The organism is Diaminobutyricibacter sp. McL0608, assembly GCF_039613825.1.
In the GTDB taxonomy this organism is placed as follows: domain Bacteria; phylum Actinomycetota; class Actinomycetes; order Actinomycetales; family Microbacteriaceae; genus Diaminobutyricibacter.
The window spans coordinates 806830-820545 of sequence record NZ_CP154826.1; the positions used below are offsets into that span (position 1 = coordinate 806830).

General features: G+C 66.6%; 10 protein-coding genes. 9 read left to right on the forward strand and 1 reads right to left on the reverse strand.

What is annotated here, in order from left to right:
* Positions 1 to 41: 41 nt before the first annotated feature.
* The 4 genes from AAYO93_RS03750 to AAYO93_RS03765 all read left to right on the forward strand — a co-directional run bounded on the left by AAYO93_RS03750 (position 42) and on the right by AAYO93_RS03765 (position 5394).
* Entirely contained in the window at positions 42 to 2369 is a 2328-nt protein-coding gene (locus AAYO93_RS03750; RefSeq protein ID WP_345763677.1) for a glycoside hydrolase family 3 N-terminal domain-containing protein, read from the forward strand.
* 75 nt (positions 2370 to 2444) lie between these two features.
* A complete protein-coding gene (locus AAYO93_RS03755; protein ID WP_345763678.1) occupies positions 2445 to 3620 on the forward strand; it encodes a Gfo/Idh/MocA family protein in 1176 nt (391 codons plus the stop codon).
* Entirely contained in the window at positions 3617 to 4312 is a 696-nt protein-coding gene (locus tag AAYO93_RS03760) for a ThuA domain-containing protein (RefSeq protein ID WP_345763679.1), read from the forward strand. The genes AAYO93_RS03755 and AAYO93_RS03760 overlap by 4 nt, the downstream gene beginning before the upstream one ends.
* On the forward strand, positions 4297 to 5394 hold the full coding sequence (locus AAYO93_RS03765; RefSeq protein ID WP_345763680.1) for a Gfo/Idh/MocA family protein: 1098 nt from the start codon (positions 4297 to 4299) through the stop codon (positions 5392 to 5394). The genes AAYO93_RS03760 and AAYO93_RS03765 overlap by 16 nt, the downstream gene beginning before the upstream one ends.
* Positions 5395 to 5415: 21 nt before the next feature.
* On the opposite strand, the gene AAYO93_RS03770 is transcribed toward AAYO93_RS03765, so the two are convergent.
* On the reverse strand, positions 5416 to 6381 hold the full coding sequence (locus tag AAYO93_RS03770; protein WP_345764959.1) for an acetylxylan esterase: 966 nt from the start codon (positions 6379 to 6381) through the stop codon (positions 5416 to 5418).
* 195 nt (positions 6382 to 6576) lie between these two features.
* On the opposite strand from AAYO93_RS03770, the gene AAYO93_RS03775 reads away from it, so the two are divergent.
* The 5 genes from AAYO93_RS03775 (at position 6577) to yicI (ending at position 13704) form a co-directional block, all read left to right on the forward strand.
* The gene (locus AAYO93_RS03775; RefSeq protein WP_345763681.1) at positions 6577 to 7770 is read left to right on the forward strand and encodes an ROK family transcriptional regulator; all 1194 of its coding nucleotides are present in this window, start codon (positions 6577 to 6579) and stop codon (positions 7768 to 7770) included.
* A gap of 247 nt (positions 7771 to 8017) precedes the next feature.
* Positions 8018 to 9322: an ABC transporter substrate-binding protein gene (locus AAYO93_RS03780; RefSeq protein ID WP_345763682.1), complete on the forward strand. Its 1305-nt coding sequence runs from the start codon at positions 8018 to 8020 to the stop codon at positions 9320 to 9322.
* 99 nt (positions 9323 to 9421) lie between these two features.
* Entirely contained in the window at positions 9422 to 10387 is a 966-nt protein-coding gene (locus AAYO93_RS03785; protein WP_345763683.1) for a carbohydrate ABC transporter permease, read from the forward strand.
* Positions 10387 to 11310, forward strand: a complete 924-nt coding sequence (locus AAYO93_RS03790) for a carbohydrate ABC transporter permease (protein WP_345763684.1) — start codon at positions 10387 to 10389, stop codon at positions 11308 to 11310. Before AAYO93_RS03785 ends, AAYO93_RS03790 begins: the two co-directional genes overlap by 1 nt.
* Positions 11311 to 11376: 66 nt before the next feature.
* Complete coding sequence (gene yicI, locus AAYO93_RS03795; RefSeq protein WP_345763685.1) at positions 11377 to 13704, forward strand: alpha-xylosidase; 2328 nt, start codon at positions 11377 to 11379, stop codon at positions 13702 to 13704.
* Positions 13705 to 13716: the final 12 nt, after the last annotated feature.

A 13716-nucleotide genomic window follows, 5' to 3' on the forward strand; every position in this document is an offset into this window, starting at 1 on the left:
GCCCCCGACCGACCGCCCCAGAGAGAAGTGTGAAAAGTTTCATGATCAGCCCCGATCTTCCGTTGGTCTCGGACCGCGTGCAGACCCTGTTCGACTCCATGACGCTCGAGGAGAAGCTGGCGCAGCTCGTCGGCTTCTGGGTCGACAAGGGTGATGAGGTCGTCGCCCCGATGGCAGGCGAGATGGCCAACTCGGCGAACTACTCGGATGCGACCACCCACGGCATCGGACACCTCACGCGGGTCTACGGCACGCGTCCGGTGGACCCTGTCGAGCGTGCGAACTGGCTCTGGTCGGAGCAGCGGCGGCTGAAGGAGGGGACCCGTCTGGGCATCCCCGCGATCGTCCACGAGGAGTGCCTGACCGGGCTCGCTGCGTGGAAGGCCGCGACCTTCCCGACGCCGCTCGCCTGGGGCGCGTCGTTCGACCCCGAACTCGTCGAACGGATGGGCCGCCTCATCGGTGCGTCCATGCGCGAGCTCGGCATCCACCAGGGACTTGCGCCCGTGCTGGATGTCATCCGCGATCCGCGCTGGGGTCGCGTCGACGAGGCCATCGCGGAAGACCCGTACGTCGTCGGAACGATCGGCACCGCGTACGTCCGCGGGCTCCAGGAGTCCGGCGTGCACGCGACGCTGAAGCACTTCGTCGGCTACTCCGCCTCGCAGGCCGGACGGAACCACGCGCCGGTGCATGCCGGGCAGCGTGAGCTGCGCGACGTACTGCTCCCACCGTTCGAGATGGCAGTGCGCGACGGCGGCGTGCGTTCGGTCATGAATTCCTACGCCGAGATCGACGGGGTCCCTGTCGCGTCGAATCCTGAATACCTCACCGGCATCCTCCGGGACGAGTGGGGTTTCGACGGTGTCGTCGTGTCCGACTACTTCGCAGTAGCGTTCCTGCACACCATGCACGAGGTCGCGGCCGACTTGGGTGAAGCCGCGGAGCTCGCCCTCGCCGCCGGCATCGACATCGAGTTGCCGACCGGCGACGCCTTCCTCGAGCCTCTCGCCGCCCGTGTGCGTGCGGGCACGATGGATGAGGCTCTCATCGATCTCGCGGTCCTGCGCGTGCTGTCCCAGAAGGAGGAGCTGGGCCTGTTCGACGAATCGTTCGCCGAGCCCCCCACGTCGATCGATCTCGACACACCTGCGCACCGCGAGGCTGCCCGCGAACTCGCCGAGGAGTCCCTGGTGCTCCTGACGAACAACGGTGTGCTGCCGCTGGAGACGTCCGGCCCGCTCCGGATCGCCGTGATCGGCCCGAACGCCGACTCGTCCGAAGCGCTGATGGGGTGCTACTCGTTCGCCAACCACGTGCTCGCGCATCATCCGGGCACCGAGCTCGGCTTCAGCATCCCCTCCGTCCTCGAGTCGCTCCGCGAGGAGTTCCCGGATGCGGAACTGACCTACGTGGCCGGCTGTGCTGTCGAGGGTGACGACACCTCTGGTATCCAGGACGCCGCCGTGGCGGTCGCGTCAGCCGACGTGGCCTTCGTGGTCACGGGCGACCGCGCCGGTCTGTTCGGCCGCGGAACCGTCGGCGAGGGCAACGATGTCGAGAGCCTCTCACTGCCCGGTGTCCAGCGTGAGCTGGTCGAGGCCGTGACCGCGACGGGCAAGCCGGTCGTCATGATCGTGATCTCCGGACGTCCGTACGAGCTCGGCTGGGCCGTCACAGGACCGACCGCACCGGATGCGCTGGTCCAGGCGTTCTTCCCGGGCGAGGAAGGCGGACGGGCGATCGCGTCCGTTCTGTCCGGCCGCACGGCTCCGTCCGGCCACCTGCCCGTGTCGCTTCCGCGTTCGGCCGGTTCGCAGCCGTACTCGTACCTGCACCCGAAGCTCGGAGGGTCGTCGGAGATCACGAGCGCCGACAGCACTCCAGTACTGCCGTTCGGGCACGGACTCACCTACACGACCTTCGAGCGCACAGACCTGGCGGTGGATGCCGAAGCACCGACCGGCGGGACCTTCCGTGCGAGCGTCCGGATTCGCAACACCGGCGAACGAGCGGGAACGGACCTGGTGCAGCTCTACGCGCACGACGTGTACGCATCCGTCACGCGGCCGGTGGCCCAGTTGGTCGGGTACACGCGCGTCGAGCTGGCTCCCGGCGACGAGGCGATCGTCGAGTTCGACGTGCCCACTGCGCGCCTCGCCTTCACCGACCGGAAGTTCGAACGGATCGTCGAGGCAGGGGACATCGACCTCTGGGTCGGGCCGTCGTGCAGTGAGCGCGACACCTCCGCATCGCTCACGCTGATGGGCGACGACCACCACGTGACCGCCGCAGACCGGCGACTCGTCGGTGTGCGGGTCGAACTGATGGAGGCCGACGCCGTGGGAGCGGGGATTCCCGCCGAGTAGCGTGCGAGGTGTCGGAATCGCAGTCGCATTTGTGGTTTCATCGTACAAACCATTCGATTCGCGAAGGAGCGACCTATGAGCCTGGACAAGCCGCAACTGCGCGTAGCCATGGTGGGCTACGGATTCATGGGTGCAGCGCACTCGCAGGGCTGGCGCGTCGCACCCCGATTCTTCGAGCTGGAAGCCGATCCCGTCATGAGCGTGATCGTCGGCCGTGACGCGGACCGGGTCGAGGAGGCGCGCGAGAAGTTCGGCTGGGAGCGCGCCGAGACCGACTGGCGCAGGGTGGTGGCCGACCCGGAGATCGATGTCGTAGACATCTGCTCCCCGGGCGATTCCCACGCCGAGATCGCCATCGCCGCGCTCGACGCGGGCAAGCATGTGCTCTGCGAGAAGCCGCTGGCCAATACGGTCGAGGAAGCCGAGCGGATGGTCGCGGCGGCCGAGCGAGCGGCGGCGCGCGGCATCCGTTCGATGGTCGGATTCAGCTACCGCCGGGTGCCCGCCATCGGGTTCGCACGCGCGCTCATCGCGGACGGGCGTCTCGGCGAGATCCGGCAGACGCGCGCTGAATACCTGCAGGACTGGCTGGTCGACGAGAACGGTCCCATGACCTGGCGCCTCGACAAGGCGCTCGCCGGCTCGGGCTCGCTCGGCGACATCGGAGCCCACGCGATCGACATGATCCAGTACCTGACCGGCTCCACCGTCGAGTCTGTCAGCGGGACACTTGAGACCTTCGTGACCGAGCGCCCTCTCCTGGGCGAGGGTCGCGGACTCAGCGGCACCGCATCCGATGAGCGTGGACGGGTCACCGTCGACGACGCGGCCTGGTTCACGGGGCGGCTGTCGAGCGGCGCCATCGGCTCCTTCGAGGCGACCCGGTATGCGACCGGGCGCAAGAACGCGTTCCGCTTCGAGATCAGCGGAAGCCGCGGTGCGATCGCATTCGACATGGAGTCGATGAACGAGCTGCAGTTCTACGACGCGACGGCCCCGGCCGGTGAGCAGGGCTTCAAGCGAATCCTCGTCACCGAGCCCGAGCATCCCTACATGGCGAACTGGTGGCCGTCAGGTCACCTGATCGGCTACGAGCACGCCTTCTCGCATGAGATCCGCGACTTCGTCGGCGACATCGCGGCCGGACACGACCCGGAACCGTCATTCGCCGACGGGCTGCAGGTGCAGCGCGTGCTGGATGCGGTGGAGCAGAGCGCAGGCAACGGAAGCGCATGGACGGAGACCCGATGACCGCCAGGAAAGCACTCGTCGTACGTGGAGGATGGGACGGGCACATGCCCGTCGAAACGACCGGGCTGTTCATCCCCTTCCTGGAGGCGAACGGTTTCGAGGTGCGCGTCGAGGACGGTACGGCGGTCTACGCCGACGCGGACGTCATGGACACCATCGACCTGATCGTGCAGGTCAACACGATGAACACGATCGAGCCCGATGAGTTCGCGGGACTCCAGCGTGCGGTGCTGAATGGGACGGGCATGGCCGGGTGGCACGGCGGCATCGCCGATTCCTACCGGAACAACGCCGACTACCTGCACATGATCGGCGGTCAGTTCGCCCATCACGCGGGCAAGGACCCGGCGGAACGCATCGGCGAACAGTCGGACAACTACATTCCGTACACGGTACATATCACCGAGGTGGGGAAGAAACACCCGATCACGCAGGGTATCGAGGACTTCGACCTGGTCACGGAGCAGTACTGGGTGCTCAGCGATGAGTACAACGACGTGCTGGCGACGACCACACAGGACGTGCGCCCGTGGGATGCGTGGAACCGGCCGGTCACAGCCCCCGCGATCTGGACGCGCCAGTGGGGCGAGGGCCGGATCTTCGTGTCTGCTCCTGGACACCGGATCGAGGTCGTCGAAGATCCGAACGTACGCACCATCATCGAGAGGGGCCTGTTGTGGGCAGCGCGCTGAACGTCGGCGTCGTCGGAGTCGGCGTCATCAGCAACCAGTACTTCGCGTCGTTTCCGAAGCTTCCTAATCTGAGTCTCGCCGCCGTCGCGGACCTCGACGTCGCGCGTGCCGCATCCGTCGCCGACGCACAGGGGACGCGCGCGCTGAGCGTCGATGCGATCCTCACCGACCCGGGTATCGATGTGATCCTGAACCTGACGATCCCCGCCGCTCATGCGGAGATCGCGTTGCGGGCGCTCGACGGGGGCAAGCACGTCTACGGCGAGAAGCCGCTGGCGCTGACGACGGCGGATGCTGCGGGTGTGCTCTCGAGGGCGGCGGACGTGGGCCTGCGGGTCGGCGGCGCGCCGGACACGGTGCTCGGCACGGGCATCCAGACCACCCGCGCGGTGCTCGACTCCGGTCGGATCGGTGCCCCGGTCGGAGCGTCGGTGCACTGGACGGCACCCGGTCACGAGCTCTGGCATCCTGCCCCGGGCTTCTACTACCAGCCCGGTGGCGGACCGCTCTACGACATGGGGCCGTACTATCTGACCAGCCTCGTGACCTTCTTCGGGCCGGTCGTGCGAGTGTCGGGGGCGGTGAGCCGATCGGCGCGCGAACGCACGATCGCCACGGGACCGAGCGCTGGGGCCGCCATCCCGGTCGACGTCGACACCCACGTCACCGCCATCCTGGAGCACGCGAACGGTGTCATCTCCACCGTCACGGTGAGCTTCGAGGTCTGGGCCACCCGCTCGCCGTACTTCGAGATCTACGGAACCGACGGCAGCATCCTGGTCCCCGACCCGAACATGTTCTCCGACACCGTCTCCCTCGCCACCTCCGCGAACCGGGAATGGGTGGAACTGCCCGCCACGGCCGGGTACGCGGATGCGGGGCGCGGTTTCGGACTGGCGGATATGGCCCGCGGGATCGAGACCGGGCGGCCGCACCGCGCATCCGGCGAACTCGCGTTCCACGTGCTCGAGATCATGGAATCGATCATCTCGGCGGGGCGCGAGCACCGCGTCATCGAACTGTCGAGCACGGTCGAGCGGCCCGAACCCGTCGCCGACGGAAGCACGCCCGCGACCTGGTAGGGCGCACCCGGGAAGGACGGGTCAGATGCGGTCGGCGAGCCAGGCGGCCTGCCTCTGCCAGTGCTCGGTCTGGCCGCCCTCGTGGTTGTTGAACTCGTAGACGTCGATCGCACGGTCTGTCGCGCCGAGCCGGTTGTAGGCCGCGTAGATCGTCGACGGCGGAACGATGTCGTCCATGAGCGCAACCGAGAACAGGGCGGGAGCGGTGACCCGCTCGGCGAAATTCACACCATCGAAGTACGACAGTGTCTCGAAGACGCGCTCTACCCGGGTCCGGTGCACCGACAGGTAGCGTGCGATCTCGGCGAACGGGTCCGACGTTGCGATCTCGGCGCCGCGGCGAAAGGCCGACAGGAACGGCACGTCCGGCATCACCGCGCGGACGGCCGGTGACAGCGCGGCCGTGGCGAGGGCGATGCCGCCGCCCTGGCTGCCGCCGGTGACGGCGATGCGGTCGGCGTCGACGAACTCGAAGCCCGCGACGGCGTCGACGAGCAGTGCTGCGTCGCTGAACACGCGGCGGTAATAGTACTCGTCAGGGTCGAGGATGCCTCGGGTCATGAACCCGGCGGATGCGGGTCCCGAGCCGTGCGGGTCGGGCGTGTCGCCGCCGGTGCCCCAGCCGCTGCCCTGTCCACGCGTGTCCATGACGACATGCACGTAGCCCGCGAGGGCCCAGAGAACTCGCTCGCCAGGCAGGCCGCGCCCACCGTTGTAGCCGACGTATTCGATGACCGCGGGACGGGGGCCGCCACCGCGCGGCCGGGTCACCCATCCGGCCACGCGTTCTCCGCCGAACCCGCTGAAGCGCAGGTCCTCGACGACGAGCTCCGTGACCGGGGTGCTCGCGGGCAGGAGGTCCGGCGCTGTCGCGGCGGAGCGCGACTCGCTGAGCGTGCGCGCCCAGAAGGCGTCGAAGTCGGCGGGCTGGGCGACGGTCGGGCGGTAGCCGACGAGTTCGTCGAGCCTCAGGTCTGTGAGCGGCACGTCACTGCTTTCGGTCGGGAGACGCTGCGTGGCGGCGACGTCTGCGGCGCTGCGGAACAACTGCTGTCCGTCGAGCCGGGTGCACACGTATCAAACCACGGCAGACACCCGATCACGACTCAGTCATTCTCGCAGTTTGTTGTGTAGGAGGACAAAATGCGACCGGCCGTGCGCGCGGCGCGTTATGGTCGAGCCATGACCAGCCCGACCGCGTCAGCGATCAAGAGCGGCACGACCGACCAGTTGCGGCGTGACAATCTATCCGCCGTGCTGCACCTCGTCCACCGCCACGACGCTCTTTCGCGGGCTGAACTCACCCAGCTCACGCGCCTCAACCGCTCGACGGTGGGAGACCTCGTCGCCGAACTGGCGGAGCTCGGTCTCGTCGAGGAGACCGCACCCGTCGGGGCCGCTCGCGCGGGCCGGCCAAGCCCGGTGGTCAGGGTCGGCACCTCCACCGTCGCGATCGCCATCAACCCGGAAGTGGATGCGGTCATCCTCGGGATGGTGGGGATGGGCGGCCACGTGCTGAAGCGCATCCGCATTGAGACCGCTTCGGCGCGCACCGCCTCCGAAGTGGTGACACTGGCATCCGCAGCGGTCGCCGGGATGCTCGCTGGTGTCGACGACGATGTGCGGGTCGCAGGCATCGCCGTAGCGGTCCCGGGGCAGGTTCGCCTGGCCGACGGGATGGTCCGCGAGGCGACCCACTTCGGCTGGGCCGACGAGCCTCTCGCGGCGATGCTCGAAGCCGCCACCGGCAAGCGTGTCTGGGCTGCGAACGCCGCCGTTCTGGGGATGCGCGCCGAGAGCGCCTTCGGGGCGGGGCGCGGGATCGACGACCTCGTGTACTTCATCGGCGGCGCCAGCGGCATCGGCGGGGGTGTCGTCAGCGGCGGTCGTCTGGTCACCGGTGCCGCAGGCTATGCGGGGGAGTTCGGTCACACTTTCGTGCGCAGCGACGGCCTCGCCTGCTACTGCGGCGCGCGCGGCTGCCTCGAAGCCGAGGTCACCCAGGGTGCGCTGCTGTCGGCGGTCGGGCTGGCCTCGGCGGACGCCTCGGAGCTTGCGGATGCGCTCGCCGCGTCGAGAGACCCGGCTGTGGACGCGCTCGTGCGCCGCGACCTCGGACTGCTGTCGATCGCTGTGCGGAACGCGGTCAACGTCTTCAATCCGTCCGTCATGGTGCTCGGTGGATTCCTGGCGGACCTGTACCGCGGTGCAAGCGATGGTGGCGAGGTGGACGTCCTCGGCCCTGTCGTGCGTTCGGCGCGCGAGGGCCTGCAGGTGCGCCTTGCCGAGCTGGGTCCCGACCAGTTGCTCATCGGCGCGGCCGAGCTCGTCTTCGCCGACCTCATCGCCGACCCCGCGCGCGCCGTCCTCGCCTGAGCCGACACCTGCTGCGTCGCGCGTCGGCGCCGATCTGCTGGACAACTGTGTGGTCTCGCCGAGTCGAAAACCGAACAATGTTGGGGAGTAGAACATATTGTCCAGTGAGGCAATCACTGGGATTATTTTGAAATTCGAGCTTGCAAGGCGTCCAAACTTGTGCTTATGTTGCCCTCGTCAACAAATTGCATCGGAGTGGCTGCGAAGCCTGCAAGAGCGCGTCCACTCCACTACAAGGAGGTAAAGGATGCGTAAGAGGCATCTCGCAATCGGGGCCGCTCTGGCCGCGAGTGCATTGCTGCTCGCCGGCTGCGCAAGCGGATCCGGCTCGGACGACAGCGCCAGCGGCAAAGGCAAGACCCTCACGCTCTGGCACTACGAGGGTGCGGACAGCGCCATGGGCAAGGCCTGGAACCAGGCCATCACGACCTTCGAGAAGGAGACCGGCGCCAAAGTCAAGTTCGAGGCGAAGAGCTTCGAACAGATTCGCTCCACGGCCAGCCAGGTTCTGAACTCGAATCAGGCGCCCGACATCCTCGAGTACAACAAGGGCAACGCGACGGCCGGCCTCCTTTCGAGCCAGGGCCTCCTCACGAACCTCGATGACGCCGTCAAGAAGTACGGGTGGGACAAGAAGCTGGCACCGAGCCTCCAGACGACCGCCAAGTACGACGACAAGGGCATCATGGGCTCCGGCAACTGGTACGGCGTCCCGAACTACGGCGAGTACGTCGAGGTCTACTACAACAAGGACATGTTCGCCAAGTACGGCATCGCCGTGCCGAAGACCATGGACGAATTCGTCGCCGCGCTCCAGAAGTTCAAGGACAACGGCGTCACCCCGCTCGCCGAGTCGGCCGCGGAGTACCCGCTCGGTCAGCTCTGGTACCAGCTGGCACTCAGCAAGGCCGATCGCAGCTGGGTCGACGACTACCAGCTCTACAAGGGCAAGGTGGACTGGAAGGGCTCGGAGCTCAGCTACGCCACCAAGACCGTCGACGACTGGGTGACCAAGGGCTACATCTCCAAGAGCGCGAGCGGGCTCAAGGCCGAAGACGCCGGGACCGCCTTCGAAGCGGCCAAGTACCCGATCTTCTTCTCGGGCAGCTGGTGGTACGGACGTTTCCAGACCGAGATCAAGAACTACCAGTGGGGTACGTTCCTCTTCCCCGGTGTGAAGATGTCGCCGGGTTCGGCCGGAAACATGTGGGTGGTCCCGGAGAACGCGAAGAACAAGGAACTCGCCTACAAGTTCATCGACATCACGATGCGCCCTGAGATCCAGTCGATCATCGGCAACAACGGTGGCGTCCCGGTGGCCGCGAAGACCTCCGACATCACCGACCCGAAGAGCAAGGAGCTCATCGCCAACTTCAACGCCCTCACGGCTGAAGACGGCATCGGCTTCTACCCCGACTGGCCCACCTCGACCTTCTACGACCAGCTGAACGCCGGTCTGCAGGAGCTCATCAACGGCAAGTCGCCGTCCGACGTCAACAAGGAGCTCGGCAGCGAGTACCAGGACGGCGTCGACCAGATCGTCAACCAGTAACACCCTCGCAACACCCCGGTCGAGCACAGGGGGAGTGGGCGAAGGCTCGCGCTTTCGCCCCACTTCTCCTGTGCTCGTCGGACCGAAAGGATTCACACCATGGCTGATGCGGCTGTCGCGGAGCGACCGCGCGTGAAGAACCGGCGGGCAGGGGATGCGCTCCTCCCGTCGAGCGGACGGGGGAGCTTCTGGTTCTACCTGGTCCCCGGGTTCGTATTGTTGCTCGTGATTGTGATCGTTCCTCTCCTCTGGAACGTCTACCTGAGCTTCACCAGCTATCGGGGCATCCGGCCCCCGAAGTGGATCGGCCTCGCCAACTGGACGAAACTGTTCAGCGACGAGAAGTTCTGGACCTCCTTCGGCAACAGTGTCGCGATGATCGTGGCCATGGTGATCATCCCGACTCTCCTCGGGCTGGTGCTCGCCGCCATGCTCTTCGACCTCGTCGGCAAGAAGTTCGGCGGCAAGCTCGCCAGTTTCCTCCGCGCGACGTACTACCTGCCGCAGATCCTCCCCGTCGTCATCGCGGCGATCGTGATCGGCTGGATCCTCCGGCCGGACAACGGGGCGCTTAACACCATCCTCGAGAAGATCGGGCTCGGCGCTCTCGCCCACGACTGGCTCGGCAGCCCCGACACCGCGCTGCTCAGCATCATGGCGATCATGGTCTGGGTCCAGCTCGGCTACCCGATCGTGATCTTCATGGCGGCTCTCCAGCGGGTCGACCCCGAGCTGTACGAGGCCGCCGAACTCGACGGGGCCAACTGGTTCCAGCGCTTCCGTTCGATCACCGTCAGCATCATCCGCCCCGAGATCTTCGTCGTCACCCTCACCTGCACGATCGCAGCGTTGAAGGTGTTCGGTCCGATCTACACCCTCACCCGCGGCGGCCCCGGCACGTCGACCATCGTGCCCAGCTACTACTCGTACAGCGAGTTCTTCCAGAGTCAGCAGGTCGGCTACGGAGCGACGATCGCCACTGCGCTCACCGTCCTGATCGTCATCGTCGCGATCCTTTTCATCATCGCCCAGAACCGGGCTGAGCGCAGGGAGAACGAGCGCTGATGTCCACTACTCTCGCCCCACAGAAGCAGAGCCCGCGCAAGCGCGACGACGACTCGAAGGTGCTTTCCGCATCCGGAAACCGTCTGCGACGCCAGAAGCCGAAGCGCAAGGCGTCGGACTGGATCATCCTGATCGCGGCGATCGTCATCGGCCTGGTCATCGCCGTGCCGTTCCTGATGATCCTGATCAACTCGTTCAAGTCGCCGACCGACTACAACCAGGGCGGTCCGCTCCAGCTTCCGACCCACCTGTACTTCGACGGCATCGTCAACTTCTGGAACCGCGTCGACTTCCCGCTGAAGCTGTGGAACTCCATCTTCATCAGCGGCGTCGTATCGATCCTCGCGGTCGTGATCTCTGTGCTGAACGCCTACGCTCTCGGCATCGGGCGGGTGAAAGCCCGTACCTGGATCATCGTGCTGTTCCTGCTGGCGAACATGCTGCCGCAGGAGGCCCTGCTCTACCCGCTTTACTACATGTTCAAGCAGGTCGGACTCTACGACAACGTGTGGAGCGTGATCATCATCTTCACGGTGATCCAGAGCGCGTTCGGCACCTACCTGCTGTCGAGCGTCTACGGCACCTTCCCGAAAGAGATCCTCGAAGCGGCGTCGATCGACGGCGCGGGCCGGTGGCGCATCCTGTGGCGCGTCGTCGTGCCGATCTCGCGACCGACGCTCAGTGTGCTTCTCATCTTCTTCTTCATCTGGACCTGGAATGAATTCCTGATCCCGCTGACGTTCCTGGTGAGCAACGACAACCAGACCGTGCCCGTAGCCATCAGCGTTCTGCAGGGCGACCGGCTGATGGATGTGACCACGACGAGCGCATCCGCCCTCCTCGGCCTCATCCCGACACTCGTCTTCTTCCTGATCTTCCAGCGCACGCTGACGCGGGGGATCACCGCAGGCGCCGTCAAGTAGCGCGGCGTCGGCCGATCGTTCCACCCACGCAGTAGTTCCAACCCACGCAGTAAAGGACAACACCGAGTGAAATTCACCGATGGCTTCTGGCAGACCCGACCGGGAGTGACGCCACTCTACGCAGCCGAGGCGTTCGACATCGTCGCAGGCGAACACACCCTGACAGTGACCGCCCCGACGAAGGCGATCGAGTCGCGCGGCGACACGCTGAACCGGGCCGTGCTCACCGTGACGCTGACGTCGCCCCTCCCGAACATCGTCGGGGTCACCATCGAACACTTCAGGGGCGGCCGGGACGAGCGCGGGTTCGAGCTGTTCTCCGAAGAAGGGCACGGCGTGGTCGAGGTGGTCGACGAGGCGGGCATCCTCCGCAGCGGCGACCTGACGGCGACCGTGACCGGCGGCGCACCCTGGAACCTCACATTCTCAGCGGACGGACGCACCCTCACGTCGAGCGGGCACAAGTCCGTCGGCTACATCGAGGTCGCGCCCCATGCGGAGGTGACCAGCGGTATCGTCGGCAACGCGCGGGTCGCCGACACGCAGCATCCGTCGCGCCCCACCACCTACGTGCACGAACAGCTCTCGATCGGCGTCGGCGAGCTCGTCTACGGACTCGGAGAGCGGTTCGGACCGCTCGTCAAGAACGGCCAGGTCGTCGACATCTGGAACGCCGACGGCGGCACCTCGAGCGAGCAGGCCTACAAGAACGTGCCGTTCTACCTGACGAACCGCGGCTACGGCGTCCTCGTCGACAACCCGGGCCACGTCTCGTACGAGATCGGCTCCGAGTCGGTCGAGCGCGTGCAGTTCTCGGTTTCCGGCGAGAGCCTCCGGTACTACGTCATCTACGGGCCGACGCCGAAGGAGATACTCGAGCGCTACACGGCCCTCACCGGCCGCCCCGCATCCGTGCCGGCCTGGTCGTTCGGCCTCTGGCTCTCCACCAGCTTCACTACGGCCTACGACGAGGCGACGGTCTCGAGCTTCATCGACGGGATGGCCGAACGCGACCTCCCGCTGTCCGTCTTCCACTTCGACTGCTTCTGGATGCGCGAATTCAACTGGTGCGACTTCGAATGGGATCCGCGCACCTTCCCGGACCCGGAAGGGATGCTCGCCCGCCTCCACGAGAAGGACCTGCACCTCTGCGTGTGGATCAACCCTTACATCGGGCAGCGCTCGCCGCTCTTCGCCGAAGCGGCGGCGGCCGGCTACCTCGTGAAGCGTCCGGACGGCTCGGTCTGGCAGTGGGACCTCTGGCAGGCCGGCATGGCGCTCGTCGACTTCACGAACCCGGATGCGACCCTGTGGTACCAGGACAAGCTCCGTCACCTGCTCAGCCAGGGCGTCGACGCGTTCAAGACCGACTTCGGTGAGCGCATCCCGCTCCAGGTGGACTACTTCGATGGGTCGAGCCCGGAGCGGATGCACAACTACTACACGCAGCTCTACAACCAGGCAGTGTTCGACGTGCTCCAGCGGGTCCGGGGCGAAGGCGACGCCGTGCTGTTCGCCCGCTCGGCCACCGCGGGCGGCCAGCAGATGCCGGTGCACTGGGGCGGCGACAACACGTCCAGCTACGAATCGATGGCCGAGACGTTGCGCGGCGGCCTCTCGCTGGCGCTCAGCGGTTTCGGGTTCTGGAGTCACGACATCGGCGGTTTCGAGGGCACCCCCGATCCTGGTGTGTTCAAGCGCTGGACCGCGTTCGGGCTGCTCTCAAGCCATTCGCGACTCCACGGAAGCAGCTCGTACCGCGTGCCGTGGGCGTTCGACGACGAAGCGGTCGACGTCACGCGCACGTTCACCAGACTGAAGCTCTCCCTCATGCCGTACCTGTTCGCTGCGGGGCGGGAGGCATCCGCCTCCGGAGCGCCGGTCATGCGTCCGATGCAGCTCGAGTTCCCTGACGACCCCGCGGTCGGCTACCTCGACCGGCAGTACCTCCTCGGGGCCGACCTGCTCGTGGCGCCGGTGTTCTCGGCGCCCGGCGACGTCGAGTTCTACCTTCCCGCCGGCACCTGGACGAACTACTTCACCGGGGATCGCGTCGCGGGCGGCGTCTGGCGACGGGAGAACCACGGCTACCAGAGCATCCCCCTGTATGTGCGCGAAGGCGCGGTGCTGCCGATCGGAGCCCGTGACGACCGCCCCGATTACGACTACCGTGACGGGCTGACTCTCGCTGTCTACCCCGCGGCTGCGGATGCGGACACGGTTCAACTCGTGACCGTCACCACTCCCGACGGCGAGGCATTCGACTACACCGTGGCACGAAGCCCGCGCGGCGTCGTGGCGACCGGACCGGCCGATCGGGAGTGGTGCATCCGCATCGTCGACGCGGGCGAGACAATCATTGCCGTCGACGGAAAGGCCGAATGGGTGCGCTGACCTGCAGCGGCG